The 25,006-nt window shown below is 63.6% G+C and carries 27 protein-coding genes; 12 read left to right on the top strand and 15 right to left on the bottom strand.

Features of this window, described 5'->3' with window-relative positions:
- Positions 1–175 precede the first annotated feature (175 nt).
- Entirely contained in the window at positions 176–811 is a 636-nt protein-coding gene (locus tag AC0QDI_RS09640; RefSeq protein WP_474667588.1) for a DUF8052 family protein, read from the top strand.
- A 141-nt stretch (positions 812–952) separates the two neighbouring features.
- Here the strand turns inward: AC0QDI_RS09640 and AC0QDI_RS09635 are convergent, their stop codons facing one another.
- From AC0QDI_RS09635 to AC0QDI_RS09625, 3 genes are all read right to left on the bottom strand, one after another.
- Positions 953–2,824, bottom strand: a complete 1,872-nt coding sequence (locus AC0QDI_RS09635) for a carbon starvation CstA family protein (RefSeq protein ID WP_474667586.1) — start codon at positions 2,822–2,824, stop codon at positions 953–955.
- A gap of 222 nt (positions 2,825–3,046) precedes the next feature.
- A complete protein-coding gene (locus AC0QDI_RS09630) occupies positions 3,047–4,024 on the bottom strand; it encodes an ArsA family ATPase (protein WP_474667584.1) in 978 nt (325 codons plus the stop codon).
- The gene (locus AC0QDI_RS09625) at positions 4,024–4,320 is read right to left on the bottom strand and encodes a DUF7990 family protein (RefSeq protein ID WP_474667582.1); all 297 of its coding nucleotides are present in this window, start codon (positions 4,318–4,320) and stop codon (positions 4,024–4,026) included. Before AC0QDI_RS09625 ends, AC0QDI_RS09630 begins: the two co-directional genes overlap by 1 nt.
- A 106-nt stretch (positions 4,321–4,426) precedes the next feature.
- Here AC0QDI_RS09625 and AC0QDI_RS09620 point away from each other — a divergent pair, with 106 nt between their 5' ends.
- A complete protein-coding gene (locus AC0QDI_RS09620; RefSeq protein WP_474667580.1) occupies positions 4,427–5,683 on the top strand; it encodes a CobW family GTP-binding protein in 1,257 nt (418 codons plus the stop codon).
- Positions 5,684–5,705: 22 nt separating this feature from the next.
- Here AC0QDI_RS09620 and AC0QDI_RS09615 read toward each other — a convergent pair whose 3' ends face one another.
- Positions 5,706–6,116: an SRPBCC family protein gene (locus AC0QDI_RS09615; RefSeq protein ID WP_474667578.1), complete on the bottom strand. Its 411-nt coding sequence runs from the start codon at positions 6,114–6,116 to the stop codon at positions 5,706–5,708.
- A gap of 139 nt (positions 6,117–6,255) precedes the next feature.
- Here AC0QDI_RS09615 and AC0QDI_RS09610 point away from each other — a divergent pair, with 139 nt between their 5' ends.
- Together AC0QDI_RS09610 and AC0QDI_RS09605 are read left to right on the top strand one after the other, a co-directional pair.
- Entirely contained in the window at positions 6,256–6,483 is a 228-nt protein-coding gene (locus AC0QDI_RS09610) for a DUF8107 family protein (RefSeq protein WP_474667576.1), read from the top strand.
- Positions 6,484–6,564: 81 nt separating this feature from the next.
- On the top strand, positions 6,565–8,256 hold the full coding sequence (locus AC0QDI_RS09605; protein ID WP_474667574.1) for a spermidine synthase: 1,692 nt from the start codon (positions 6,565–6,567) through the stop codon (positions 8,254–8,256).
- 35 nt (positions 8,257–8,291) lie between these two features.
- Here the strand turns inward: AC0QDI_RS09605 and AC0QDI_RS09600 are convergent, their stop codons facing one another.
- Positions 8,292–9,086, bottom strand: a complete 795-nt coding sequence (locus AC0QDI_RS09600) for a helix-turn-helix transcriptional regulator (protein ID WP_474667572.1) — start codon at positions 9,084–9,086, stop codon at positions 8,292–8,294.
- Positions 9,087–9,324: 238 nt separating this feature from the next.
- On the opposite strand from AC0QDI_RS09600, the gene AC0QDI_RS09595 reads away from it, so the two are divergent.
- Entirely contained in the window at positions 9,325–10,359 is a 1,035-nt protein-coding gene (locus AC0QDI_RS09595) for a DMT family transporter (protein ID WP_474667570.1), read from the top strand.
- A gap of 46 nt (positions 10,360–10,405) precedes the next feature.
- Here the strand turns inward: AC0QDI_RS09595 and pth2 are convergent, their stop codons facing one another.
- Positions 10,406–10,744: a peptidyl-tRNA hydrolase Pth2 gene (gene pth2 / locus AC0QDI_RS09590; RefSeq protein ID WP_474667568.1), complete on the bottom strand. Its 339-nt coding sequence runs from the start codon at positions 10,742–10,744 to the stop codon at positions 10,406–10,408.
- 193 nt (positions 10,745–10,937) lie between these two features.
- Between pth2 and AC0QDI_RS09585 the strand changes: the two genes are divergently transcribed.
- Positions 10,938–11,216 (top strand): hypothetical protein, encoded by a 279-nt coding sequence (locus AC0QDI_RS09585; RefSeq protein ID WP_474667566.1) that lies wholly within the window; start codon positions 10,938–10,940, stop codon positions 11,214–11,216.
- 80 nt (positions 11,217–11,296) lie between these two features.
- On the opposite strand, the gene AC0QDI_RS09580 is transcribed toward AC0QDI_RS09585, so the two are convergent.
- Positions 11,297–12,112: a hypothetical protein gene (locus tag AC0QDI_RS09580; RefSeq protein ID WP_474667564.1), complete on the bottom strand. Its 816-nt coding sequence runs from the start codon at positions 12,110–12,112 to the stop codon at positions 11,297–11,299.
- Positions 12,113–12,340: 228 nt separating this feature from the next.
- Between AC0QDI_RS09580 and dcd the strand changes: the two genes are divergently transcribed.
- The 3 genes from dcd to AC0QDI_RS09565 all read left to right on the top strand — a co-directional run bounded on the left by dcd (position 12,341) and on the right by AC0QDI_RS09565 (position 14,538).
- Entirely contained in the window at positions 12,341–12,943 is a 603-nt protein-coding gene (dcd, locus tag AC0QDI_RS09575; RefSeq protein ID WP_474667562.1) for a dCTP deaminase, read from the top strand.
- A gap of 137 nt (positions 12,944–13,080) precedes the next feature.
- Positions 13,081–13,635 (top strand): hypothetical protein, encoded by a 555-nt coding sequence (locus AC0QDI_RS09570; protein ID WP_474667560.1) that lies wholly within the window; start codon positions 13,081–13,083, stop codon positions 13,633–13,635.
- Positions 13,636–13,740: 105 nt separating this feature from the next.
- A complete protein-coding gene (locus AC0QDI_RS09565; protein WP_474667558.1) occupies positions 13,741–14,538 on the top strand; it encodes an alpha/beta fold hydrolase in 798 nt (265 codons plus the stop codon).
- A gap of 60 nt (positions 14,539–14,598) precedes the next feature.
- Here AC0QDI_RS09565 and AC0QDI_RS09560 read toward each other — a convergent pair whose 3' ends face one another.
- On the bottom strand, positions 14,599–15,903 hold the full coding sequence (locus AC0QDI_RS09560; RefSeq protein WP_474667556.1) for a YihY/virulence factor BrkB family protein: 1,305 nt from the start codon (positions 15,901–15,903) through the stop codon (positions 14,599–14,601).
- 238 nt (positions 15,904–16,141) lie between these two features.
- On the opposite strand from AC0QDI_RS09560, the gene AC0QDI_RS09555 reads away from it, so the two are divergent.
- Positions 16,142–16,342 carry a hypothetical protein gene (locus tag AC0QDI_RS09555; RefSeq protein ID WP_474667554.1) on the top strand — a complete coding sequence of 67 codons (201 nt, stop codon included), beginning with the start codon at positions 16,142–16,144 and terminating at the stop codon, positions 16,340–16,342.
- A gap of 19 nt (positions 16,343–16,361) precedes the next feature.
- Here the strand turns inward: AC0QDI_RS09555 and AC0QDI_RS09550 are convergent, their stop codons facing one another.
- Both AC0QDI_RS09550 and AC0QDI_RS09545 read right to left on the bottom strand, forming a co-directional pair.
- Positions 16,362–17,483 (bottom strand): tRNA (guanine(26)-N(2))-dimethyltransferase, encoded by a 1,122-nt coding sequence (locus AC0QDI_RS09550; RefSeq protein WP_474667552.1) that lies wholly within the window; start codon positions 17,481–17,483, stop codon positions 16,362–16,364.
- 106 nt (positions 17,484–17,589) lie between these two features.
- A complete protein-coding gene (locus AC0QDI_RS09545; RefSeq protein ID WP_474667550.1) occupies positions 17,590–18,786 on the bottom strand; it encodes an ATP-binding protein in 1,197 nt (398 codons plus the stop codon).
- Between the two features lie 224 nt (positions 18,787–19,010).
- On the opposite strand from AC0QDI_RS09545, the gene AC0QDI_RS09540 reads away from it, so the two are divergent.
- The gene (locus AC0QDI_RS09540; RefSeq protein WP_098726071.1) at positions 19,011–19,367 is read left to right on the top strand and encodes a hypothetical protein; all 357 of its coding nucleotides are present in this window, start codon (positions 19,011–19,013) and stop codon (positions 19,365–19,367) included.
- A gap of 105 nt (positions 19,368–19,472) precedes the next feature.
- Here the strand turns inward: AC0QDI_RS09540 and AC0QDI_RS09535 are convergent, their stop codons facing one another.
- From AC0QDI_RS09535 to AC0QDI_RS09520, 4 genes are all read right to left on the bottom strand, one after another.
- Positions 19,473–20,672: a Cdc6/Cdc18 family protein gene (locus AC0QDI_RS09535; protein WP_474667549.1), complete on the bottom strand. Its 1,200-nt coding sequence runs from the start codon at positions 20,670–20,672 to the stop codon at positions 19,473–19,475.
- 850 nt (positions 20,673–21,522) lie between these two features.
- Positions 21,523–22,185, bottom strand: a complete 663-nt coding sequence (gene hisH, locus AC0QDI_RS09530; protein WP_474667547.1) for an imidazole glycerol phosphate synthase subunit HisH — start codon at positions 22,183–22,185, stop codon at positions 21,523–21,525.
- 53 nt (positions 22,186–22,238) lie between these two features.
- The gene (locus AC0QDI_RS09525; protein ID WP_474667546.1) at positions 22,239–22,697 is read right to left on the bottom strand and encodes a hypothetical protein; all 459 of its coding nucleotides are present in this window, start codon (positions 22,695–22,697) and stop codon (positions 22,239–22,241) included.
- A 139-nt stretch (positions 22,698–22,836) separates the two neighbouring features.
- Positions 22,837–23,433: a uracil-DNA glycosylase gene (locus AC0QDI_RS09520; protein WP_474667544.1), complete on the bottom strand. Its 597-nt coding sequence runs from the start codon at positions 23,431–23,433 to the stop codon at positions 22,837–22,839.
- A gap of 235 nt (positions 23,434–23,668) precedes the next feature.
- Here AC0QDI_RS09520 and AC0QDI_RS09515 point away from each other — a divergent pair, with 235 nt between their 5' ends.
- On the top strand, positions 23,669–24,628 hold the full coding sequence (locus AC0QDI_RS09515; RefSeq protein ID WP_474667542.1) for a hypothetical protein: 960 nt from the start codon (positions 23,669–23,671) through the stop codon (positions 24,626–24,628).
- A gap of 49 nt (positions 24,629–24,677) precedes the next feature.
- Here the strand turns inward: AC0QDI_RS09515 and AC0QDI_RS09510 are convergent, their stop codons facing one another.
- A complete protein-coding gene (locus tag AC0QDI_RS09510; RefSeq protein WP_474667540.1) occupies positions 24,678–24,881 on the bottom strand; it encodes a hypothetical protein in 204 nt (67 codons plus the stop codon).
- Positions 24,882–25,006 lie beyond the last annotated feature (125 nt).

The raw sequence follows: 25,006 nt of genomic DNA, 5'->3' as shown, positions 1-25,006 counted from the left end.
CTCGGACGACTGCGACGGTCGTCCGACAGCTACGCCCCAGTAGGCTATCGAGGGGTGTCGGCGGTGCACGCCAAGTGAACGTCGACACTGTGAGGGGATTCCGGTTCCCGTTAGCGGACCGTCGTCGTGGAGCCCGTGCCGACGCACTTTTCTCGTCTCCATGGTAAAACGAACCATGGATAGTGCCGATCGCGATTCGGGGCCCGAACGCGATAGTCGCGACGGACCGGACTCTCCGTCGTCCCTCGAGAACGTTCCCAGCTGGGACGACGAGTACGTCGACCGGGTGAGCGACCGATTGTTTCACAACTACGACCTCGAGAAGGACTACGCCGTCGACGGGGAGCGGTTCACGCTCTACGGTCGGATGGAACTGGTGAGCAAGAAGCACTTCCTCCACCCCGCGCTCTCGCTGGCCGAACACGAGTCGACCGAATACCTGTTCGTGCGGCGGGTCGACCGCGTCGACGATCGGACGCTCGATCGGTTCGTCGACCTCGGCGAGCGACTGGCCGACGACTGGATCGAACCCGACGAGGAGCACTTCTCGACGGACTTTACGTTCGTCGCGATCGCGCCCTCGATCCCCGAGGCAGTTCGCGATCGCATTGCGAACTTCGACGGACGAGCGCTGCTGAAGTACGGGTATCACGGTCACTACGAGATCAACCTGGCCGTCGTCTCGCCCGACACGAAGGATCTGGTCACGAGCGAGAACGCCGATGTCGCGACCGCCTTCCGGCTCTGGGAGCCGATCGAGACGGACGACCTGGGGCTGCTCGGACTGCTTTCGCGGCGGCTACAGTTGTAGCCCGACGCCGTCCAGCCGCAGACGCGTCACTCGAGAGTGAACCGTAGCGAAACAGCTGTGCGTTACCGACTTTTGTGGGCTCGAGTCGTCGCAAAAACGAGTTCCGCGGTCGAAAATCGCCATCCGCAGTCGCGATCCGACTCAGTCGTCGTCCGAACTGACATCGGCCGCGACGCCGTCGTCCGTTCTCCGGGCCGACTTCATGTTGTCGTAGCCGATCTTGAACAGTGACAGTGCCAGCCCGATGAGGATGGCGATGATCACGAGCTGCACGACGGCCGACACTTGGGCGAGCAGTTCCGTCTCTGCATCGCCGGTCATTCCGAGCAGCCGCCCACCAAGGATCTGATAGATCCCGACCCAGCTGAGACCGATAAGCGTGATAAAGCCCATCAGCGCCATCGGACCGCCGGTGGAAAGCAGCTGCTTGGACTTGCTCCAGTTCGCCAGCCAAACGGTGCCGGTCAGCAGCGCCAGCGACGCCAGCAGCTGGTTCGCGCCGCCGAACAGCGTCCAGAGGTCCGCCCACCGACCGCTGCCGAGCAGGAAGAACGCGACGACGGCGATAAACGTCGTGTTGGCGTAGCGGTTGGCCGCGTATTCCTCGATGGTCGTCTCGGGCGTGCCGACGATCTCCTCTAACATGTACCGACCCAGTCGGACAGCCGTGTCCATGCTGGTCAGCAGGAAGCTCGCAAGTACGAGAGCCATGAACGGCGCAGCGTACTCGAACGGGATGCCGAGACTGGTTAGGATCGCGCCGCCACCGGTCGCGAAGTTTGGCAAGGCGAGGCCGATACCGCCGTCGACGCCCGACGGCGTGATGGCGATGATCGTCACGGCACAGAGTGCGACTGCCGCGAGTAGCCCTTCGGCGAGCATCCCACCGTAGCCGATCAGTTTAGCGTCGGTTTCCTTGTTCAGTTGCTTGGCAGTCGTCCCCGACGAGACCAGCGAGTGGAAGCCGCTGATGGTTCCACATGCGATCGTGAGGAACAACAGCGGAAACAGTGGCATCAGTAGAATCTCGTCTGCGAGCGGTCCACCTTGCCCGAAGAACCCGTACCAGGCGCCGGTCGAGATGTCGAGATTCAGTTGTGCACCGGTATCGGGATGGACCGCGTCACTTCCCAGTCCGGTGATGAACGTCCCGACGATGACTGCGAGCAGTGACCCGCCGACCCCCGCGTACAGGAGGAACGAGGAGAGGTAGTCCCGCGGTTGCAACAGCATCCACACTGGCAGGACACTCGCGGCTCCCCCATAGAGGAGTATCACGAGCACCCACGCGCCGATGTTCGCGCTCTCGAGCAACACCGGGAAGAACGACGCGGAATCGAGCAACACGGTTGTCCCGGCGGGATAATCGCCGGGAACGATCGCGAGCGGGTACTGGATGCCGATCCAGACGGACGCGAAGACGCCGCCGACGAAGACGACCGTTCCGACCGAGAACGGGAGGTTTAGCTGGTAGAGCCAGATCCCGAAGACGAACGCGAGCGTCACGTACAGCAGGCTCGCGGTCGCCGCCGACGGATACGCGTTCAACACGACCCCGATGACCAGCGCGAACACCGCGACGACCAGAATCGTCAGCAAGAACGCGAACCATAGCAGCATGTTCTTTCCGCGCTCCCCGACGTATTCTCCGATGATATACCCGATCGACTTCCCCTCGTGTCGGAGGCTGCTGGACAGTGAAATGAAGTCGTGAACCGCACCCAGCAGCGGATTACCGATCGCGACCCACAGAACGGCCGGCACCCAACCCCAGACCAGTGCGGCCGTAATCGGGCCGACGACGGGTGCCCCGCCCGCGATACTCGAGTAGTGATGCCCCAGTAGCACCGGCTTCTTCGCCGGTACGTACTCCTGCCCGTCCTGGTACTTGTGTGCTGGCGTCTCCCGACTATCGTCTAACCCTACGAACTGCGAGAGGTACCGTCCGTACCCCACGTACGAGACGGAAAACGTTATCAACACCAGTGCGACGATCCAGATTACACCTGCCATGCTATTTGCACCCTAACGATGGCTTGCCCGGGAAGAACATAAATATAATTCATTGCATTTCGGACTAGCGCTGGTCGAATTTTCAGTTTTGAAGTCTAAATGACGTATGTGTACAATTTAAAGGCGCGCTCTGGTCGAATCGAACGGCACTAATGCCGTGCTAGACAAGGACACCCATTTGTGGCGTCTGACGGTGACGGAGCGGAATCGTCGTTCCACGTCTCACAGCGTCGGAGTCCGATCGTCGTCCGTCACTTCGATCTCGAGCGCCGCGGCGACGTCCTCGAGAATGCTTCCCCGAACCTCCTCGACGCGCGTCTCGATCGTCGCGGCGATCGGAACGTCGAACTCTCGCTCGATTCGCTCGAGGCGATCGCGTTCGGTCGCGACGCGATCGCGGAGGTAGGTTGCACCGCGCCCCTCCTCGTGAGACTCGGGTTCGGGCGTGAGTCGGTTGACCACGAGTCCCTCGACGGGGAGGTCGGCCTCCGCGAGCGTCTCGACCGATCGCCGCGTCTCGCGGATCGAGAGCTCGTCGGGGTTCAACACGAGGTAGAATGCGGCGTCCTCGCGGAGCACCTCGCCGGCGAACTCGAAGCGCTCCTTGCGCTCCTGCAAGCGCGCGAGGATCGGATCGCCCTCCATCACTCGCCGGGGCTCGTTGTTGCCGATCGCGGCCTTCTCGAAGAGATCGATGCTGCGCTCGCGCTTGTCCATCAGCCGGTCGATCCAGCGCTCGAGCAGCTCCGGGAGCGCGAGCAAGCGGAGCGTCGAGCCGGTCGGCGAGGTGTCGAAGACGACGCGATCGTAGTCGTCCGCGGTGCGCATCACCTCGACGAACCGATCGAAGAGGGCGGCCTCGTACGCGCCCGGCGTCTGGTGGGCCATCTCGAGTTGGATGTCGACCTCGTTGACCATCGTCGCGGACAGCTGAGAGCCGAGCTGCTGTTTGAGCTCCGAGAGGTGATCCTGGACTTCCCGCTCGGGATCGATCTCCATTGCCGAAAGCCCGTCGTATCCCTCGACCGGCCGCGGGTCGTCGCCGAACTCCTGATCGAAGACGTCCGCGGTGCTGTGGGCCGGATCCGTCGAGACGACGAGCGTCTCGAGGCCGGCGTCGACGCACTCGAGGGCGTACGCGCTCGAGACGGTCGTCTTGCCGACGCCGCCTTTGCCGCCGAAGAAGGTGAACTCGGTCATTAGAAGTGGTACTGGTGGCCCTTCCGCTCGATAATCGATCCCCGATCCCACAGCCGCCGCTCCCAGGCCTGGTACTCGTCCTCGAGGTAGGGGAGGAGTTCGGCCGTGTAGTAAGAGACGGGCGACGGGATGCCGAAGGCGTCGGGGAAACACGCCAGCATGAACGCGTCCTCGAGGTCCTCGGCTTCGGCCTCGATCTTCTCGTAGGCCGGATGGGCGATCATTCCGTGGTAGAGCCCGCGGAGCCACTCCTCGAGCGTGGCCCGGAACGCCGCGATCCGATCGGCGAGTGTCATCGTCCGTCATGGTCGGTGCCGGAGACAAAAATATGTCGCGACCCGTACGACGCGAGCGGGGTCCGCGATACGACGCTTCTTGCCCCTCGAGTCACAACAAACCCCTATGTCATCGGCAACGATTCCCGTCACCGTCCTCTCGGGGGGCCTCGGCGCGGGGAAGACGACGCTGCTCAACCACCTCCTGCGGACCGCCGACCGCGACCTCGCGGTCCTGGTCAACGACATGGGCGCGGTCAATGTCGACGCCGACCTCGTCGCGGAGGGCTCCGACCTCGACGTGGAGGGCGGCGTGGCCGAACTCTCGAACGGCTGTATCTGCTGTGAACTGCAAGACGACCTCGAGACGGCCGTCGTCCGGTTAGCCCGCGAGCGGGAGTTCGACCACCTGCTCGTCGAGTCCTCCGGCATTTCGGAACCCGCGCCGGTCGCCCGGCTCTTCACCACGTCATCGCGGGTCGCAGCCAGATACGACCTCGACGCGCTGGTGACCGTCCTCGACACGCGACTCTTTCTGGACACCTTCGCCGGCGACGAGGTCCCGGAGCGACGGGGGGACGACGGCGACGCCGATCGACCGCTCTCGGACCTGCTGATCGAACAGCTCGAGGTCGCGAACCTCGTCGTGTGTAACAAGGCGGATCTCTGCACGGACGCGGAACTCGCGGACGCCGAAGCCCTCGTCCGCGCGCTCCAACCGACGGCCGAGACGATTCGAACGGAGTTCAGTGCGGTGGAGCCGGACCGCCTGCTGGGCGTCGGCCTGTTCGACGCCGAGCGGATGGGGGAACTGGCGGGCTGGCAGCGAGCGCTGTCCGAGGACGACACTACTGCGCACGATCACGAACCACGGGACGATTCCGACGATTCCGACGATTCCGACGACGACGACCACCACGCCCATCGCCATCCGGATGAGGTCTACGGCGTCGACTCGTTCGTGTTCCGGGCGCGCCGGCCGTTCCACCCCGAACGCGTGGCGTCGGTCCTCCGGGAACTCCCCGACGACGTCGTCCGATCGAAGGGGACGGCGTGGATCGCCGACCGCGACGTGAAAGTCGATATCGCACAGGCCGGCCCCTCCGTCCGCGCGACCGTTCGCGGGCCGTGGATCGCCGCCCTCCCCGAGGTCCAGCGGGAGCTGTACCGATCCAACCGGCCCGACCTCGAGTGGCACGACGAACACGGCGATCGGCGGACGGAACTCGTCTTCATCGGCACCGACCTCGAGACGCACGAACCGACGCTTCGCTCGCGACTCGAGGAGAGTCTGGTCACCGACGAGGAGTGGGAACGTGCGGACGATCTGCAGAATCCGTTTCCGAGCGAGGACGAGGAGGCGGTCGTCCTTCGCGAACCCTGATAGCCGGTCGATTTCGGACCCATCAGCTGAGCTCCGTTTCGATCGTGTCGAGCGCTCCCTCGAGTTCCCCGCGGCGTTTCCACGCCGCGATCCGATCGCCGAAGGGCAGCGGCGCGGCGAGTTCGATCGCAGACCGGATCGTCACCCGGCTCCGTTCGGCGTCGATCGACTCGGACTCGAGCCACGTCTCCATGTGCGAAAAGGGGCCGTGTTCGCCCTCCTGCGTGTAGTAGAACGTCCCGTCGCGGTCCTCGAAGCGCAGGGCTAACTCGAGCCCGGGACCGCTGGCGACGACGATCGTGGCGTCCGCTCGCTCGTCGACGGCCTGGACCGTAAAACTCCCCTCGGCCTCGACGATCGTCGCGGGCTCGAGCCACGCCGAGAGCGTCTCTCGGGAGACGTCGACGACTCGAGCGACCGTCACCTCGCGCATACCCGACTTCTGCGCCCGAGCTGCTATAAAACCCCGCGCACGACGGCGCTCTCGCCGGCGGGTTCGATCGCGTCAGTCGGTACCGTTCGGGTAGCCATGCACGGAAACGGCTAAGTGCCAGCCGTCCACCTCTCGTCGTATGAGCGGTCCCGACGACGAGCGAGACAGCGGGTTGCAGGCCGGCCTCGAGTCGTCCGAGGGCGATCCGCGCGTCCTGCTCGTCCTGAACGCCGTGCTCTCGACGCTGTTCGCCGCGCTGTTCGTCTGGGGCGCGAGCCGAATCGGCGTCCTCGTATTCACGCCCACGAGCGTCGCAGCGGTGGCTGTCGTCGTCTTCCTCCTCACTCACGTCGTTTCTCGGCCCTGAGATCGAGGACCATCGCTCGAGTCCCGGCGACTGTCGGAGTGAGGCGACAAGTTCTCATTACGGGATCGCTACTGTCCGATAATGAGTATGCGGCAGCCGTCCGGCTACCGACCGACGAAACCCGACGTCGCGGTGTTCGTCTCCGGCGTCACCAGTATGGGGCTGGAAATTCTCGCGGGCCGGATTATCGCCCCCCAGTTCGGCAGCAGCATCTACACCTGGGGGAGCATCATCACCGTCTTCCTCGCCGCGCTGAGCCTGGGCTACTGGCAGGGCGGGAAGCGAGCGGAGACGGCATCGAACCGTCGAATGACCTGGATCCTGCTCGGGACGGCGGCCTACGTCGCCATCGTGGTCTACGGGAGCGGTCAACTGTTGCTCTCCGCGTCTGCGATGCCGCTCCCGGCCCGCTACGCTTCGCTGCCGGCCGTGCTCATCCTCTTCGGGCCGCCGACCTACCTGCTGGGCTTTATCAGCCCCTACGCGGCCGAACTCTCCGAGAAGAAGGGGACCGGCGAGGCGTCGGGGCACGTCTACGCGCTCGGCACCATCGGCAGCATCGTCGGCGCGGGCGCGACGACGTACTTCTTGATCCCGACGCTGGGCATCGACATGATCGGGCTCCTGTTCGGACTCATCCTCGTCGGGACCGCGTTCGCGCTCACGCTCCCCGCCCTCTCCCCGAAGCCGGCGGCGGCGAGCGTCGCCATCGCGCTCTTGCTCGTCGTCGCGGCCGGTCTCGGGCCGGTAACCTTCGACCATCGCGGCGACGTCGTCTACCAGACCCAGACGGCCTATCAGCAACTCGAGGTCATCGACGACAGCGACGACGTCCGGACGCTGTACCTGGACGACGCTCGTCACAGCGCGATGGATCTCGACGATCCCGACCGGCACGTCTTCGAGTACACGCGGTACTTCCACCTCCCGATGTTGATGGTCGACGATCCCGACGAGGTCGAAAACGTGTTGTTCATCGGCGGGGGCGGCTATACGGGGCCGAAGGATTTCGAACGGAAATACGACGTCAACGTCGACGTCGCCGAACTCGATCCCGCGGTGACGCAGGCCGCGAAGGACTACTTCCGCCTCGAGGAAGGCGAGAACATGACCGCCCACACGGAAGACGGACGCCGGTTCCTCCGGGATACCGACGAGACCTACGACCTGATCGTCCTCGACGCCTATCAGAAGGACCAGGTCCCGATCCATCTGACGCAGCTGGGGTTCATGGAACTGGCCGAGGAGCGACTCAGCGATGACGGCGTTTTCCTCGCGAACGTCATCGCCTCGCCCAGCGGGGCCGGCTCCGAGTTCTACCGGGCGCAGTACAAGACGATCGACGAGGCGTTCGCCTCGACCTACAGCTACCGCACCTCGAACACGGGTTCGGTCCAGAACATCGAAGTGGTCGCGACGAAAGCTGACACCGACTTCACCGAAGCAGAACTCGCCGAGCGAAACGAGCGCCGCGACGTGGGAATCGACCTGAGCGCCGAAATCGAGGCCTCGTTGGACGAACCCAGGACCGACGACGTCCCGGTGTTGACCGAGGATCACGCGCCCGTCGACAGCCTTCAGGCGTCGACGGTCGGCCAGAAGTACGTCATCGAACAGACCGAGGAGGAGGAGACGCAGCCGGAACCCGCGTCGATCGGGACTGGATCGGAACCGCTCGGAGTCGGACCGGATCCGATCGCGCTCGCGCGGCCCGCGCCGGTTTTCGAGTCGGTGACGGCCGACCCAGCACAGACGAAGCCGGTTCCGGCGTAGCGTTCCGACCGAACACCCGTCCCTCCAACTGATCCTCAGTCGGACAGCGTCTCGCCCTCGAGCGGCGTCGCCGTCCGCCAGTAGTGGTCCAACGAGTCCTCGGCCCACGAGCGAACGGCGGCGTCCTCGGTGTCGACGGAGGCTCGAAGGATGCCGTTCTCGTCGCGCAAGAGCAGATAGACGAGTTCGTCGACGATCATTATCGCGATCGGGACGCCCTCCTCGCGGACTCTGATTTCGGCGTCCTCGGCCGCGAGCAAGGCCTCGAGTTGGTCGCGAAGCTCCGACTCGTCGGCCAGCGCGTCGATCGCGCTGCGGCCGAAGACCCCCCTGAACCGCTGGTCGTCGGCGGTCACGCGATCTCGAACGACGCGCAGCGTCTGTCCGTTAAACGTGTGAGAAAAGGTCCGGACGTCGTCGCCGTCACGGACGAAGTCGAGTAACCGACTCAGCGGCGCGTTCGGCCGCGTGGCGCTGGGGACCGTGATCGTGGCGTCCGAGAGCCGCCGGAGATCGAAATCCATCGCGTGCGTCGGCAGGTAGTCCACGATATCGCGGAGTTTCCCCTCCGTCTCGAGGATTTCCTGCAAGTCCGTAAACCCCGCCGCGACGAGACGTCCCGTCGCCGTCGCGACGTACTCGCTGCCGTCGTGTCTGATCCAGGACCGATCCTCGAAATCGCCGAGGATTCGTCCCAGCGTCGCCTGCGACGCACCGGTCGCGGCCGCTAGCTCGTTGCGCGTGTGTCGTCCCTCCGCAAGCAGTCCGAGCACCTCGACGCGGTTCGCCGAGAGCGCGAGGAACTCGATCTCCTCGAGCGCCGATTCCATACGGACACTCCGGCCCGCCGTGGGAAACCGTTTTCGTAGCGTGAAAGGATTTCACGGGCTGGCGTTCTATCGGGGTCTCCAGCTTTTTCCCCGCCCGCGCCCCTTTCTTGCCGTGAAATTATTTCTGAACAAAACTATAAACCCGCCTCCCTTACGGTGTAGTACGATGCTCTTTGCAATTCGCGCGTCGGCCGCTCTCGGTTCGACGCACACGGTCCGTTCGGAGGTGACGGCGTAGATGGTCTCTCGCCGCACCGCCGTCTTCTTCGCCCTCTCGAGTCTGTTCTTCGGCGGAACGTTCGTCGCCGCGAAGGCCGGACTCGCCTACTTCCCGCCGCTGCTGTTCGTCGCCCTCCGGTTCGACGTCGCTGCGGTCGTTATGCTGGCGTACGTCGGCCTGACGTCGTCGCGATCGGAACTGATCCCGCGAACCCGCGGCGACGTCGGCGGCATCCTCGCGACCGGCGTGCTCGCGATCGGCCTGACGAACGCCCTGTTGTTCGTCGGCCAGGAGTACGTTACCAGCGCCGTCGCCTCGATCATGTACAGCCTCAATCCCATTATGACTCCGGTGTTCGCCGCCTTCTTGCTCTCCGACGAGCGCCTCTCTCCCCGCGGTGCGGCCGGCATGGGACTCGGCCTGCTCGGCGTCGGCCTCGTCGTGAGTCCCGACCCCGCGAACCTGCTCGGTGGAGCCGTCGGCAAGGGAATCCTCTTCGCGGGCGCGATCACCGCCGCGCTCGGGGCCGTCCTCATCCGGCGGGCCGACAGCGATCTCTCGAGTACGGTTCGCGTCGCCTGGGGACTGCCCTTCGCCGCGGCGCTGAGCCATCTGCTAGCCCGGGCGAGCGGCGAGTCGGCGGCCGCGATCACGTGGTCCGCCGAAGCGGTCCTCGCGCTGGCCTACGTCAGCATCTTCGCCGGCGTCATCGCGTACATCGCCTACTTCGGCCTCATCGATACGGCCGGCGCGATCCGCGCGAATCTAATCTTCTACGTCGTCCCCGTCGTCTCGACGCTCGGCGGCTGGGCGCTGCTCGGCGAGACCATCGACGCCCTCGCGATCGCCGGCTTCCTGACGATCTTCGCCGGCTTCGCGGTGCTCGGCAGCAAGTCCATCGACGTTCGCTCGCTGCTTCCGGCCGGTCTCACCGACGCGATGTTTCCGGACGGCCTCACCGACGCGATGTTTCCGGACGGCCTCACCGACGCGTCGCTTCCCGACGACGAGTCGGCGGTCAGGGATGAACCGCGCGGCTACCGTTCGGACTAACTCTTCCGTCCGTGCTCGAGTCGTCTCCGCGCTGCGCCTCGACCGATTAGAACAGCGAGAGTTCGCCGGTCACGCTATCGACGCGGTCGTCCGCCGCCGGGCCGACGGCCAGCGCGGTGACGGTCCCGGGCTCGAGTTGGGTGTGTCCGGCGTCCCGGATGATAGCGGTCGGAATCCCCTCGCTCTTGGCGATCTCGGCGAGTTCGTGCAGTTGCCGCTCGCTCTGTCCCTTCAGGACGACCTTCTTCTGCCCGCCCTGTTTCCACTGGCCCTGTAGCTGGCTGTCGGCCTTCTCGTAGGCCGACAGCGACGCGTGCGCGACCTGCGCCGCGAGTTTTCCCTGTCCCATGCCGATGTCGGTGCGAGCGACGATCGCCTGTTTCATGGCCGAGACGAGGACGGGGACGGTGTTAGCCCTGACTATCTGCGGCCCCTCTCGACGGCGGGGCTGTGCACGCCGTCACGGCGGGAGACGCGGATCATGGCGGAAGACGAATACGAAGACGGTGAAGGTGACGGTGAAAGAGAGTTGGCGGCCGACCGAAATGTACAGCACGGCTCGGCTCCTCTCCGACAGTATGTCACCGACCGTCGACGACCTCCGAAACGAGATCCGACTCGCCGTGGGGCGGTACGAACGCGTCGAATCGACCGCGTTTACCAAGGAAGCGCTCGCCGCGATCTGTGACGCCGTGGACGCCGATATCGAGACGACCCCGCTGCCCCCGAAATCGGAGATGCGAGCGGCCGTTCGCCGACGGACCGGTCTCGCGGACGAGACCGATCCGGACTCCGCCGAGCGCCCGTTCCGAAAAGCCGAACTCGAGTCCCTCGCAGCGTCGCTTCGGAACGAGTAGCGATCACCGGCGCGCACGACGGGACGGCCGAGAACCCGTTCGACGGTCGTTTCGATCAGTTCGCAGATCGGTGCGACGGGTCAGCAAACGATTTCGCCGTCGAAACGGAGTTTTCGTTCCGTTCGTCTCGCCTCCGGCCCCGCTTCGACGAGCGTCGGTTCGTCGACCGGCTCCGCGAACCGATCCGGATCCGGGTCGAGGGGTTCGAGCATCGCCGAAAAGACCGAGCCGCGGCGGCCGCCGGCCGAGACGATTCCGCCGTACTTGCGCTCCTCGAACGAGGTCTCGTCGGGATCGGGGAACTCATCGCGGATGATATCCGCCGCCTTCCTGAGATACGTCGCCGCCTGTTGTTGCGAGTACAGGCTTTCCTCGTAGTACGTCTCCGCGTGTTCAGCGGTCAGTTCTTCGGCGGAGTGTTCGGGCGATTCGTACTGAACCGACTTCGCCGTGGTGTGTCCGCTAGCGAATCGGATGTTTATCGTGAAGCTATCGGGGTAGCGGAGGATGAGCGGACAGAACAGCATGTCCGTCACGGTGGTCCGCTGCTGGATCCGCCACAGCCCTTCGAAGTAGTACGCAGCGAGCGCCCCGATCCGGTCGTCGCGATCGCCGCGGTTATACGCTATCGCGGCTTCGCGATAATCGTCACCGGCGATCCGACGGAGTCGCCGCTCGAAGCTCTCGGTGATTCGATCGATCTCCAGTTCGTAGGCGTTTAACAGCGGGATGTCGGGGTCTGCGAGCAGGTCCGCCTTCCGATCTTGGGCGTCCGCGATGAGAAGCATGTTCTCGTGGAAGACTCGCTCGGCCGATTCGTCCGGAAGCGGCGTTCTGACCGCGCGCCGATGGAGAATCGCCGTGTCGCCGTTAAATCGGTTCCGTCCTCCATCCATGAGACGGCATTCGTGATACAGCGTTATAATCGATTAGGCCGTCTGAGAATGGTTTTCGGATAATTCACACGATCCTAGATCGCATCGCGAGCGAGAGATGCCGTCTCTATTTCGGGGTATCGGCTCCGTTTGAGGAACACTCGAGTTGCGAGCTTCGATCGCAGCGCTCCCGTCGACCCCCGACTGCGGACCGGGAAATTTAGGGCCCCGTACTCGCTCTGACACGGTATGATCCTCTCCGATGCGGACATCCTCGAGCGCCTCGAGGCCGGCGACCTCGTCGTCGACCCCCTCGACGATCCGAAGCTGCAGATCCAGCCCGCGAGCGTCGACCTCCGACTCGGTCGGGAGTTCCTCGAGTTCCAGCGGACGAACATCCCCTGTATTCACCCCAACTCCGAGGACGAGGTCGACGATTACGTCACCGAAACGCTCGTCGAGGACGGCGACGACTTCATCTTGCACCCCGGGGATTTCGTGCTCGGGACGACCCACGAGCGCGTCGAGATCCCGGCGGACCTGATCGCCCACGTCGAAGGCCGGTCCTCGCTGGGCCGCCTCGCCGTCGTCGTCCACGCCACGGCCGGGCTCTGCGATCCCGGCTACCGAGGACAGATCACGCTCGAGCTATCGAACCTCGGCTCCGCACCGGTCGCGCTCACCCCGGGAATGCGCATCTCGCAGCTCACCTTCACCGAACTCAAGACGCCCGCGGAGCGGCCGTACGGCAGCGAGCGCGGCTCGAAGTACCAGGATCAGGACGGCCCGCAGGCCTCTCGGATCCAGAGCGACGACGAGTTCGGCGGCGATCAACTCGAGCGCGAGGACTGAACCCGGTGGCGGGAGCCGGTCGAACGACGACGGCTCAACACGCCGGCGGGCGATTCGGTTCCCGATCGTTCTTCTCTGGGCATCGACTGGCTGTTGCAGGCACCACCGGCTTGCCTCGAGTCGCGATAGCTAACGGTATGCGTGTCACGTTTTCGGCCGACGACGTCGACAAATCCGTCGAGAACGCCGCCGGCGAAGCGGTCGGAGTCGTCACCGCCGTCGAAGGGGGCGTCGCCCACGTCAGGCCGGATCCGACGGTCGTCGACTCGATCAAGTCGTCGCTCGGCTGGGAGAAGGGGGCCGAGCAGACGGTCGTGCTCGAGCGGGAATCGGTTCGCGAGATCACGGCGAACGCCGTTCGACTCGAGGGTGCCCTCCCGATACGAGACCACTCGACGACAGAGCTTGATTCAGAGCGCGACGAGCCGTCGGAGCGAACGCCGGAGACGGAGCCGGTCGGCGGAATGGGCGGGACCGAAGAGACGGAGATCGACGACGACGCGCCCGAGGACGATCCGAGTGCGGCCGACGAACTGGATCCGGTCGAGGAACGGGCCCCCGGTGCGGAAGTCGATCCGACCGAACTGGCGGGCCGCGATTCCGGGCTCTCTGCGCAACCCGATGCCGACGACCGGCGGACGGACGCCGCGGTCGATATCGGCGACGACGCCGACGACCGCGGCGACGAGTGACTTCGTCTGGTTGCGACGGCGGAATCGCGCGCGACTGCGACTGCGGGATTCGTTGCCGTGGTTCGCCGGGTCGCCTACTAAGCCCCTCCTGGTGCTACGTGGGCTATGACATGGACAAACGAAAGCGGCAGCTCCGAGGGTGTCGACGTCACCGGCCCGTCGGACGCACAGTCGATCGTGTTCGTACACGGCGCGATGTTCACGCGGAAAATGTGGCTGCCACAAACGCGCGACCTCTCCGAAGAGTTCCACACCGTCGCCCCCGATTTACCGGGCCACGGCACTCGCGCCGGCAAGCCGTTTCGGATGGAGCCGGCGATCGACGTCCTCGAGGACGCCTTCGAGACGCACGCCGACGGGTCGGCCGTCTTCGTCGGACTCTCGCTCGGCGGCTACGCGGCCACGGAGTACGCGTACCGACATCCCGACGACGTCGACGCGCTGGTGTTGTCGGGGAGCAGCGTGAACCCGGTGAAGTCGATGGAACTCGGCACGCGGCTGACCGGGGGGCTGTCGCGGCTCCTGACGAAACCCGACGTCGGGAAGCGCGCCGTCGAGAAGCTCGCGACGCGCTGGGTACAAAACCGGGACCTCCCGCCGGATATCGAGCGAGAAATCATCGAGTCCGGCTTCTATCCGAAGCAGTTCGGCGACGCGGGGCCGGACATCGCGGGCGAGGACTTCCGAGCGAAACTCTCCACGTATCCCGGTTCGACGCTCGTCCTCAACGGCGAGAACGATAAGCTGATGCGCCGCGGTGAGCGGGACCACGCCGAGGCTGCGCGGGACGGTCGCGTGGAAGTACTCGCGGACGCCGGCCACATCTGTAACCTCCACCGACCGGCGACGTACACTGACCGGGTTCGGCGGTTCGTCCGGCAGACCGTCCCCACGAAACGGTAAGACAGAACGGGGGTGATCGTCGTCTGGCGCGTGCGCTCGAGCGTCGGCCGCCGCGGCGGTTCACGAACGCCGATCGCCGATCGCATCGCGCAGCCGGCCGGGAAGTCCGAGCAGGGAGATTCCGAACCCGAACAGCACCATCAACACGTAGAGTCCGAGCGTCGAGGTCCAGACGACGAACATCGCGAGGATCGACCAGCCGCCCGCGAGGAAGTAAAACGCCGCGATCGACATCGCCGTCCCGTACAGCAAGACCAGGTAGGGTCCCCAGTCGTGGGCGTGGCCGCGTCGCAGTCGCCGTCGAACGTAGCGTTTGAGCTCCCCCTCGAGGGACTCCTTTCTGACGGTTCGATCCTCGACGTCGTCCTCGAAGGCGTCGACGCGGTCGCGCAGCCGCTCGATCTCTTCGCGCAGTACCTCGGGGTCGTCCGCGCGGTCGCGCGTCCGAGCGCTCGTTCGACTCGCCCTCGCGCTGGCGCGGTCACTGGCGCGATCCTCCGTGGCCCCCTCGTCGGCACCCGTGGCGTCGTCGGTCATCGCTTCTGTCGAAATCTGTCGATGTCCGGGACTTTGTAGCTGCCGATCCACTTCACGGTTGGCGAGGACAGCGTTGAGAACCGCCCCGAAAATAAGGATGATCGCGCCGATGTACAGCCAGACGAGGACGAGGAACACGGCCCCGAGCGCGCCGTAGACCGCGTATCCGGTCGCCAGACCGGTGTACAGCGAGAACGTGCGACTCAGTGCGAACCAGCCGACCGCGGCGACGATCGTTCCCGGGGCGGCCTCGCGAAGGCCGACGTTCGCGTCCGGAAAGATGACGTACAGCGGCAGGAACGTCGCGACCAGCCCGAGAACGACGAACAGCTGTCCGACGATCGAGACGGCGAATTCGGCGACGAACAGGATCGCCAGCTCGAGCGCGCCGACGACGACCAGGCCCAGGGTGATGCCGACGGAGACGATCGTCGCATCCCAGACGGTGTCGAGCAGCGACTTCTCTCCCGCAGTGCCGTACACCTGCGAGAAGGCACGGTCGAGACCGCGGAGGACCCGGCTCGAGCCCCAGAGCAGGCCGAGGATGCCGACGACGGTCGCTCCCTGTCTGCCGGTGTCGTCGACGAGCGTCTCGGCGAGCAGCTCCTGAGCGTCCGGCGTGAGCACGTCGCTCGCCGCCGCCGTGAGCCGCGTTGCGAGCGCCTCGCCCCCGATCGACGCCGCGATCCCCAGCGCGAGCAACATGAGCGGCACGAGCGAGATGAAGCCGTAGAACGCCACGCCCGCTGCGAGCAGCGTCAACTGTTCGTTCCTGGCGAGCCGAACGGCTTCTCCCGTCACCTCGAGTCCCCGTCTGTGATCGAGCACGCGCGCCCCTTCGAGGCGGGCCGCAATATGTAATCGCACGGCACGGCGTTGCAACAGGCCGTTACGACGGTGCGACGGGCGTTTGCTCCTCGAGGCAGGAGCGACGCCGACGCCCGGATTTCTCGATGATTGCTCGTACGGTTTCGTTAGCGGTTGTATGATGTCGATTAGTTCGTGGCCGTCCCGTCGAGCGAGTCGAACCCACCTCGTTTTTCTGTCAGCGGACGAATTCGATCGCATGGAGCAACGGCGCTGTCCGGACTGCGGCGTGACGATGGAAGGGGTGACCGTCCGCGATGGCGAAGGCATGAAGCCGTCCATCGCGACGGGGAAACGCGACGGGTTGCTGGGGAAGATCGGCCTGCAGAACACGACGAAACTTCGGGGCGTTTGCTGTCCGGAGTGCGGGCTCGTCCGCCTGTACGCGGACGTGGAGTAATGCGAGTAGCCGAAAACGGTCAGTCGAGGTTCGCTTCGGTCGCCGCGCGGATCTCCCCCACGCTGGCGTCCGTCTTGAACGTCGTCCCCCCGTAGTGGGCCCTCGAGGCCGCATACCCCGCCTCGCGCAGGTCGGTCAGGAACTCGTCCATCGCGTTCGCGGGCAGCCCCCAGTTCCGACAGAGCTTGTGCTGGTCGTAGTGGGTCGGCTCGTCGAGTTCCGCCGTGAGCGCGTCGCAGAGCTCTCGAGCTTCGGGTGCGGTATCGAACGTGTACGGGATTTCGTCGCGGACCGCGGCGACGAACTCGGAATTTCGTATGGAACCGAGCCAGACGGGTCCGGCGGTGAGCATTCGATTCCCGCCGCAGTGGGGGCACGTCTCGAGCGGATCGGCGATCAGCCCGGGATCGGTTTCGCGGTAGAGGCAGTCTTCGCAGTGGTAGCAGTGGCCTAACTCGTCGATCGCGGCGTCGGCCGCGGTGGGCTTGCGCTCGAGCTCGAGGTAGGTTCGGACGTAGTGGCTGGTCGCGTGGGTCAAGAGCGGCTCGATACCGACGTCGACGCGCGCGGCGCTGCGGGCGAGCGCCGAGACGAGGATCCGAACGCCCATCTCGGGGTGGTAGTCCGTGTTCCGTGGGATCGCTGAGTACGAGCGGACGCCGCTGTTGAAGTGGGCACCACACAGCGGCGCGGTATCCGTCGCGGTGACGCAGACCAGGTCCCGACAGTTCGCGAAGGCCGCGTCGGCGAACGGCATCGGCGTCCCGTAGGGATCGAGATCGATCACGTCGAACGGCTCTTCGTGCATGAGAGCGGAGACGTTGCGCTGTTCGACTCGCGCCCGCTCGTCGCAGCCGTTTCGCTCGAGGTTGGCCCGCGCGAGGGCGACCGCCTCCTCGTCGACGTCACAGCAGGTGACGTCCCAGCCGTCGGCGGCGGCTCTGACGCCGCGGACGCCGCTCGCGGTCATCGCGTCCAGATACGACGTGGCGCGCTCCTCGCGGTCGCGATAGGCTCGCAGCGTCGCGATCGTCAGATCCCGGTTCAGCTCCTGTCGCGGATTGTAGAAGACCGCCTCCTCGATGCCCTCGGTCTGTTCGCCGGGGACCTCGAGTTCGACTCCGCCCTCGGTGACGCGCATACCACGTCTCGTCGGTAGCGGGCGAAAAGCGGTGTGGTCTCGCGCGGTGCATCGACGTGAGCGTCACTCGTCGCGGCCGTCGACCGCCGGCACCATCGACGGGGGGTCACTTCCCGCGGCCGTCGGCAGCCGGCAGCGTCACCGAAAACGTCGACCCGCTGCCCGGTTCGGAGTCGACCCAGATCTCGCCGCCGTGGCGCTCGACGATCCGTTTGCACAGCGCGAGCCCGATCCCCGTTCCCTCGTACTCCTCGCGGCCGTGGAGGCGCCGGAACACCTCGAAAATCCGATCGGCGTCGTCCGGATCGATCCCGATCCCCTCGTCCTCGATCGCGATCAGCCAGTTCGACCCGTTTCGTTCGGCGGTCACGTGCACTCGCGGCGGTTCGTCGCCGCTGTACTCGAGCGCGTTCGAGAGCAGGTTCTGGAACAGCTGACGCAACTGATTGCCGTCGCCCTCGACGCGGGGCAGCGGCTCGATTTCCACGGTGGCGTCGCTTTCGGCGATTCGCACCTCGAGGTCCTTCCGGACGGCCGCGAACACGTCTTCGAGTTCGACCGGCTCGAACGGATCGCCCTGCGTCTCGACGCGGGAGTACTCGAGGAGCCCGTCGATCATCTCGCGCATGCGCTCCGCGCCGTCGACGGCGTAGTCGATAAACTCCTCGCCGTCCTGATCGAGATCGTCACCGTATCGGTCTTCGACGAGCGTGAGGTAACTCGTGATCATTCGCAGCGGCTCCTGCAGGTCGTGGGACGCGGCGTAGGCGAACTGTTCGAGCCGCTCGTTCGACGCCTCGAACTCGCTGTTGGCCGCCTCGAGTCGAGCGACCGTTTCATCGAGTCGCTCCTTCGTTCGCCGTAGTTCCCGATTGCGGCGTTCGACTTCGAACGCCCGCGTCTTGGCCAATGAATCGTGCAGGCCGACGCCGAAACCGGCGGCGCTCCCGAACGCCGTGAGAACGAGGACGGCCCGGACCGGATCGCTCACGCTCTCGGCGGGCTCGAGCTGGTAGAGTGCGAGGATACCGAATAACAGTCCGAGTCCGCCGAGACACCAGTTCGTGATCGTGGGGTAGAATTCTGGACGAACGTCGGTCCGCGGTAATCGATAGCTCCCGGTGAGCAACACCAGTCCGGGGACGCCGATGAACGCCGAGACGAGCGCGACGTTCGAAACCGGGTTTCCGGCGGTCAGTTGACTCACTGCCCATCCGAACGCGAGCACCGCGTAGAGGGTTCCGAGGGCTGCAATCGCCCATCTCCCTCGGAGAGGAAACGGGACTCGACGCCAGTTGACCATTAGTATCGCTCGGCATCGCGTCTATTTTTGGGTTGTGCTAGCGATCAGTTCGCCCGATTTTCGCGCTCTCCGTCACGTCTTCGGTCTCACCGAGCGACGCGACGTGTGAGGTGGTACCACCGGATACCGATCGACGCGTCCGAATCGCGGGCGGGCCGTCGCTCGTCTCACTCCCGCGGTGACACAACCAAACCGATTTTACAGTTGGGTACACAGTCACGGACGTGTCGGAGGCCAACCCCGTCGAGCGATGGCAGGCCGCCCTCGAGGAAGCCGGCGAACTCACGCCCGCGATCGTCGGCGACATCTCGCAGGTCCACGGCGACCGCGGGGTTCGCGCCATCGAGGCGGTCGGCGAGAATCGGGTGAAGGCCTACCGCGATTTCACGATCGTCGTCGGCTACGACGACGAGTACATCGTCGAGGACGGCGGCTGTACCTGTAAGGACAGCGAGTACAACCTCGACGCGGACGACCCGACCGAGAAGTGCTGGCACTCGCTGGCCGTCGCGATCGCTCGTCGGGTCGGTCACGTCGACTACCACGATATGTGGTACTCTGAGGTGCGCGAACTGCTGTAACCGGTTACTGTTGTGCTCAGATGTCGCTGTAGCTTGGCATCGTTGTACTGCACTTTCACTGCCGTCGTTTCGGGTTGGAATCGTTGATCGATCGGTCAGTTTCCGTCAGTCGGATTCGTTGCAAGCGGCGATGATGACTTGCGGATCGTCGATCAGTCGATTCTCCATGTAGTTCCCTTTCCCCCTGCCGGCCCATTTGCGCTCCTGATCGATGATCGAGAGGAACTCGAGTTCCGAAAGGATGTCTCGGACGCGCCGGAGCTTCAGATGGTCGGATTGCTCGCGATCGCACAACCGTTTGTACAGGTCGTACGCTTCGTTCGTCGTTATCGGTGCATCGTCTCCCTCTTTTTGCTGGGTGAGTAGCGCCATCGCCTCGAGAACCAGTTTCGCGTGACTCGGGCTCTTGGAGATCAGTTCGGCGAGGCGGCTGGTCTCCTCGCGCTCGTGAGCGTGATCGACGCAGTCCTCCGTGACGGAGTCGCGGTCGTTCTCCTCGGCGATCTCGCCGGCGAATCGGAGGATATCGATCGCCTTCCGCGCGTCGCCGTGTTCGCGGGCTGCGAGCGCGGCGACGCGAGGGACGACGCCGTCCTCGAGCACGCTCTCGTGGAACGCGTCGGAGCGCGATCGAAGAATCTCCCGTATCTGGGTCGCGTCGTACGGAGAGAAGACGTACTCCCGTTCACAGAGGCTCGATTTGATCCGCTCGTCCAGCGAGTCCTTGTACCGGACTTTGTTCGAGATTCCGATGACGCCGATCGTGCTCTCGGTGAGTTTTCCCGATTCGACCGCCCGCGAGAGTTGCATCAGGATTTCGTCGTCTTCGATCTTGTCCACTTCGTCCAGGATGATCAGCGCGACGTCGTACCGAGTGTCGACGATGCGCCAGAGGCGACGGTAATACTCGGCCGTACTCAACCCCGAATGGGGGATCGAAATTTCCGTTTCCGTCTGCTCGTTGAGTTGATGACCCGCCGATTGTACGGCCTGTGTTTCCGTCGATTCCTGGAGACAATCGACGTAGGCGACGCCGATCGACACGTCGTTGTCCTTCGCACGCTCGACGGCGTGATTCGTGATGAACTTCGAACAGAGGGACTTCCCGGTGCCCGTCTTTCCGTAGACGAGAACGTTGTTCGGCGTGTTCCCGCGCGTGGCCGGTTTAATCGCGTTCGCGAGGTTCGTCAGTTCGTCCTCGCGGCCGATGATCCGGTCGCCGTCCGGAAGATGCGAGACCTGCAGGAGTTCCTTGTTCCGGAAGATCTCATTTTCGCTGCCGAAGTAATCCATCGAGTCGGACATTCAGTTGGTCGAACGGTTCGTCGGAGAGCACTTAACCCATTCGAACCGCAGTGCCGCTGTATATTGCCTAAATATGCTCTAGAGGTGTTGAAGGTGGGAATTTTCACCCCCCAATGCCGCTGTATGTCCGGAATAGAACTCCGCATTTCCGCTGTATTGTCCGTCCGTGACTGTGCGATTTCGCTGTATCGTACTTGATCTCTCCTCTCGAGAACCGATTCGCCGGGTTCACCTACAGTCGTATACCGGATTTCTGCTGTATATCGTCGGAACGGTTTATAGATTGGCTGATACAGCTGTTTACCACCCCTCGGTGCCGCTGTATTCGGAGCCACACACCCCGTGGTGCCGCTGTAACGACGCGGCGGTGGGGGCGTACCGGAAACGATGGTTCGAGCGTGCAAACCGACTGAAAGACGGGTCTGGGAGAGCGATTCCGCGAATGGCGGTACTGGCTTGAATCGACTCGAAAGACAATCCTGCGTTCAAAACCGATCGAACGTACTTGCGGTCAAAACACTCAGTGGGTGGTCACACACCAGTAGTATTTAACAGCACCGTCTCCCGGTTCGGATGACGTGACAGCCGAATCGGAGATACGTCCAGTTCGAGCGAAATATCGAACCTCGGCTATTGTCCCGGGAACTTACAGCGGCACCGCGGGGTGTGTCGCTCCGTCACTTGGCTCGATTCAGTCCAGCCATCTGGTAACCTAACAGAAGACCGAGGATAGGCCAGTCACGTCTCACTCGCCCACCTTTTTCCGTTCGGGTCGGCTTCGTCGACCACTCACGGCAACAATCTGGATCAAAAAGGACCGCTCAGTCCCGGTAGTCGGTCGCGATCAAAATCACGCTTCGGCGCAGATCTCGACGAAGTTCCGCAGGATCTGCAGTCCCGTCTCGCCGCTCTTCTCGGGGTGGAACTGCGTGCCGAAGACGTTCCCCGCCTCGTTGGACACGATCGAGGGGAACTCGAGTTCGTAGTCCGTCGTCGCGACCGTCGCGTTCTCGTCGTCCGGGGCCGCGTAGTAGGAGTGGACGAAGTACGCGTAGTTGCCGTCGACCCCTTCGACGAGCGGGTGATCGCGCTGGACGTGGAGTTCGTTCCAGCCCATGTGCGGAACCTTCTGTCCCTCGGCGAATCGGACGTTGGTTCCGGGGATCAGATCCAGCCCCCGGACGGCCGACTCGCCGTCGGTTTCGCCCTCCTCGCTCGTCGTGAGTAGCATCTGCATCCCGAGACAGATACCGAAGAGGGGGGTACCGCTGTCGGCCACCTCGAGGAGGTCCTCGCGGAGCGGGTCGGCGTTCTCGACGCCCTCGCGGAACGCGCCGACGCCCGGCAGGACGACGCCGTCGGCCGCGGCGAAGGCGGCGGGGTCGTCGGTGATCTCGACGTCGGCACCCGCGCGCTCGAGGCCGCGAGTGGCGCTGCGGAGGTTTCCCAGTCCGTAGTCGACGATGACGACGGAAGCGAGGGACTGCTCCTGTGTAGCGGAGACGCTGCTCATACTGGTGTTTAGTGGAGGGCGCTAAAGTGCGTTACCGTTCGCGCAATCGCTTGCTACTCGAGTGTCGGCCGATCACGGGCCGACCCGGTCGACCCGCGCTCGCGGTCACTGCCGACGTGCTGTCGCCGCCGATAGACGTAGTACGCGATCGCCGGGACCGAGAGCAGATACGGACCCGCCAGTACTGCCCCGGCGAAGTGGACGAGTCCGGCCCCGACCGCGAGCCACGGGTTGGGATTCCACGTCGGGTGATCGCGAAGCGCACGCGCGTCCATCGATAGCGCTATCGCAACGATAGCGGCGAACAGGTACGACAGCCATCCCGCGAGGACGGTCGCGGCGAAGGCAGCGATCGCGACGCCGATCGACTCCGCGTCGGCCGCTCGAGTGAAGAGCCAGAGGCCTGCGTAGGAACAGAGCAGCGAGAGGGGCCCGAGCGGGAACAGATACACGCCGTACCGCCACGACGGGTCGGTGGAGGCAGCGGATTCCGGAGCGGAGGACTGGGACATAGCCAGGCACTACCTCCCAACGAATTATAATATATTCGATGAACTGTCGTCCCTCGTCCAGCGAGCCGTCGAAGTACGCCGTCTCGCCGCCGATTGCGGTCATCGATCGACGCCTCCCGACGATGTTACGCTCGTCAGTTCAAAAACCGTCGAGTCGCGACTGCCCGCCCTCGCTGTCGGCGACGCCCGCGAGTTCCGCCGCTCGCTCGAGGGCGTTCTCGAACGTCTCCTCCTGGCTGCGATCGTACAGCGTCGCCGCCGGGTGCACGCAGATCAGCAATCGTCGTGGCGTGTCGTCAATTCGAACTTCCTCGAGGTCGCCCGCCTCCTTGGTCACTGCGACCGACCGCTCGAGCAGGTGTTCGCTCGGCACCTTCCCGAGCGTGACGATCACCTCGGGATCGAGGCGATCGATCTCCCGCTCGAGGTAGCCTCGACAGTTCGCGAGTTCGTCTTTCGTCGGATCGCGGTTCTCCGGCGGCCGACAGCGCACGCAGTTGGTGATCCGGATATCGCCTCGCTCGAGGCCGACGTCTCGGAGCCCGTCGTCCAGAACGGTGCCGCTGCGGCCGACGAACGGTTCGCCCCGTTCGTCCTCCTTGGCTCCGGGCCCCTCGCCGACGAAGAGCAGGTCGGTATCCTCGGGTCCGGTACCGTTGACGATCCGGCTTCGAGAGTCGACGAGCGCCGGACAGCGCGTGCACTCCGTGACGCAGAGATCCTCCATCTCTCCCATATATGGGGCTCGAACGGCCACCTACTACGTCTTTCTCCTTTGATGCCGGTCGGTGGTGGCGAATAGACAAAACATCTCGAATCACTATTTTATAATGAATATTTCGAGATAAACTCTGTACATCAAACGAGAAACTATTTATAAATTGTAAGAAATTGATTGATTCATTCTCTGTCTGATTAATATCTCACTACCAGAAACATTTATTATAGTCTATTTCAATTTGCTATATGAAATGAAGAGAGATATTCACGACAAACCGGAAAACGGAGAGATGGATGGAACCAAGACAGAGAGTGACGATATAAATCGGCGTCGCGTCTTGAAACTCGCTGGCGCGGCCGGTGCCGGCTCCATACCCTTAACTAGTACTGCATCAGCAGGCGGATCGCGAACGGAAGTCGAACTCCGAAAGGAGGAGCAACCCGCTTCATCCGACGCCATTGAGACTACTCTGAAAACTGATGAAGTGCAGCGTGTTCTCGCCGATATCGGTGATACCGAACTTCAAAAAGATGCTGCAACTCGAATTGACATATATTTGGACGATAGCTTAATTGGCCATTCGTTTAAACTGCCAACCCAAAAAGGGGTACTTAGCGTAACGTATTCCGATTCGACCCTGCTAAAAGCGGCGATCCTTTTAGATCGCGAATCAGGCCAAAACACTCGGCGGCTATCACGCAACATGGGTTGGCCCGATGGAACAGAGGCTATTCTAGCCTATTCGGAATCCCTCGAGTCCACCATTTTTGTACGGACAGTAACGGACATCGAACGGAAACGAAGCCTTGAGCTAATTGATCGATCCGAGGATCCGTTGACTGTCGAAGCGATACGACCACAGAATAAGGGGCCCGGTGAGTATCGGGTCGTCTATCGTGATGCGACGTACCATCTTGATCAGAACCTGCAACAGATCGAACGTATCGAGGAGGGTACTGACGGTGCTTCTGGTGGCGTCTCAATTAGCGGACACGGTCCAGGATGTGTTGAAACGGGGACACATTGCTTTGCCGATATCTTGGCCGCTGCTCCCCATTTCGCTCTTATCGGACTCGGTTGTTCGGTCACTGGACTTGCTTCCCTAGGCTGTCTCGTCATCGCTGCGGACTTTCTCCTTCCAAATGTCGCTTTGATCTATGTGTCAGGGAACTGTTCGTGGGTTGTGAAAAACTGCCAGCCCTACTTATAGGACGTATCGCCCAACGGGTAGACGGATGGCGCCGGTCCGATTCTGCCGTTCACTCCCCGAGATCCATTTTCTCACCGGCCCAGTATCCTGCCCCAGCTATCCCTAACGCGACGAGTACGATTAACACATATGCAGGATCGAACAATACTCCAACCCAGTTGTCTCCGTCAGTGAAAAGAACGACCCAAATTGCGGATCCTATATAGACGAAGAGAAAAGCACCGACGAAACGGAGAACTGTACTAGTATCCATTATCGCTTAGATTCGGACTCTAAGGACGAAAGTTTTTTGGTAGGAGAATTCGGAACCCGGTGCTGCGAAACCGATAGCAGTAGTAGAAAACGACGATCACATGCTCTCTGATAGGGCTCGTTTCG

Source organism: Natrinema sp. LJW11 (assembly GCF_056135975.1).
The sequence above is the reverse complement of the archived record's forward strand: the minus strand, read 5'-3'. Positions and strand labels throughout refer to the sequence as shown.

What these genes read in the sequence shown, in the direction of transcription:
- AC0QDI_RS09640 (WP_474667588.1), top strand. Translation starts at nt 176, where the DNA reads ATGGATAGTGCCGATCGCGATTCGGGGCCCGAACGCGATAGTCGCGAC.
- AC0QDI_RS09635 (WP_474667586.1), bottom strand. Translation starts at nt 2,824, where the DNA reads ATGGCAGGTGTAATCTGGATCGTCGCACTGGTGTTGATAACGTTTTCC.
- AC0QDI_RS09630 (WP_474667584.1), bottom strand. Translation starts at nt 4,024, where the DNA reads ATGACCGAGTTCACCTTCTTCGGCGGCAAAGGCGGCGTCGGCAAGACG.
- AC0QDI_RS09625 (WP_474667582.1), bottom strand. Translation starts at nt 4,320, where the DNA reads ATGACACTCGCCGATCGGATCGCGGCGTTCCGGGCCACGCTCGAGGAG.
- AC0QDI_RS09620 (WP_474667580.1), top strand. Translation starts at nt 4,427, where the DNA reads ATGTCATCGGCAACGATTCCCGTCACCGTCCTCTCGGGGGGCCTCGGC.
- AC0QDI_RS09615 (WP_474667578.1), bottom strand. Translation starts at nt 6,116, where the DNA reads ATGCGCGAGGTGACGGTCGCTCGAGTCGTCGACGTCTCCCGAGAGACG.
- AC0QDI_RS09610 (WP_474667576.1), top strand. Translation starts at nt 6,256, where the DNA reads ATGAGCGGTCCCGACGACGAGCGAGACAGCGGGTTGCAGGCCGGCCTC.
- AC0QDI_RS09605 (WP_474667574.1), top strand. Translation starts at nt 6,565, where the DNA reads ATGAGTATGCGGCAGCCGTCCGGCTACCGACCGACGAAACCCGACGTC.
- AC0QDI_RS09600 (WP_474667572.1), bottom strand. Translation starts at nt 9,086, where the DNA reads ATGGAATCGGCGCTCGAGGAGATCGAGTTCCTCGCGCTCTCGGCGAAC.
- AC0QDI_RS09595 (WP_474667570.1), top strand. Translation starts at nt 9,325, where the DNA reads ATGGTCTCTCGCCGCACCGCCGTCTTCTTCGCCCTCTCGAGTCTGTTC.
- pth2 (WP_474667568.1), bottom strand. Translation starts at nt 10,744, where the DNA reads ATGAAACAGGCGATCGTCGCTCGCACCGACATCGGCATGGGACAGGGA.
- AC0QDI_RS09585 (WP_474667566.1), top strand. Translation starts at nt 10,938, where the DNA reads ATGTCACCGACCGTCGACGACCTCCGAAACGAGATCCGACTCGCCGTG.
- AC0QDI_RS09580 (WP_474667564.1), bottom strand. Translation starts at nt 12,112, where the DNA reads ATGGATGGAGGACGGAACCGATTTAACGGCGACACGGCGATTCTCCAT.
- dcd (WP_474667562.1), top strand. Translation starts at nt 12,341, where the DNA reads ATGATCCTCTCCGATGCGGACATCCTCGAGCGCCTCGAGGCCGGCGAC.
- AC0QDI_RS09570 (WP_474667560.1), top strand. Translation starts at nt 13,081, where the DNA reads ATGCGTGTCACGTTTTCGGCCGACGACGTCGACAAATCCGTCGAGAAC.
- AC0QDI_RS09565 (WP_474667558.1), top strand. Translation starts at nt 13,741, where the DNA reads ATGACATGGACAAACGAAAGCGGCAGCTCCGAGGGTGTCGACGTCACC.
- AC0QDI_RS09555 (WP_474667554.1), top strand. Translation starts at nt 16,142, where the DNA reads ATGGAGCAACGGCGCTGTCCGGACTGCGGCGTGACGATGGAAGGGGTG.
- AC0QDI_RS09550 (WP_474667552.1), bottom strand. Translation starts at nt 17,483, where the DNA reads ATGCGCGTCACCGAGGGCGGAGTCGAACTCGAGGTCCCCGGCGAACAG.
- AC0QDI_RS09545 (WP_474667550.1), bottom strand. Translation starts at nt 18,786, where the DNA reads ATGGTCAACTGGCGTCGAGTCCCGTTTCCTCTCCGAGGGAGATGGGCG.
- AC0QDI_RS09535 (WP_474667549.1), bottom strand. Translation starts at nt 20,672, where the DNA reads ATGTCCGACTCGATGGATTACTTCGGCAGCGAAAATGAGATCTTCCGG.
- hisH (WP_474667547.1), bottom strand. Translation starts at nt 22,185, where the DNA reads ATGAGCAGCGTCTCCGCTACACAGGAGCAGTCCCTCGCTTCCGTCGTC.
- AC0QDI_RS09525 (WP_474667546.1), bottom strand. Translation starts at nt 22,697, where the DNA reads ATGTCCCAGTCCTCCGCTCCGGAATCCGCTGCCTCCACCGACCCGTCG.
- AC0QDI_RS09520 (WP_474667544.1), bottom strand. Translation starts at nt 23,433, where the DNA reads ATGGGAGAGATGGAGGATCTCTGCGTCACGGAGTGCACGCGCTGTCCG.
- AC0QDI_RS09515 (WP_474667542.1), top strand. Translation starts at nt 23,669, where the DNA reads ATGAAGAGAGATATTCACGACAAACCGGAAAACGGAGAGATGGATGGA.
- AC0QDI_RS09510 (WP_474667540.1), bottom strand. Translation starts at nt 24,881, where the DNA reads ATGGATACTAGTACAGTTCTCCGTTTCGTCGGTGCTTTTCTCTTCGTC.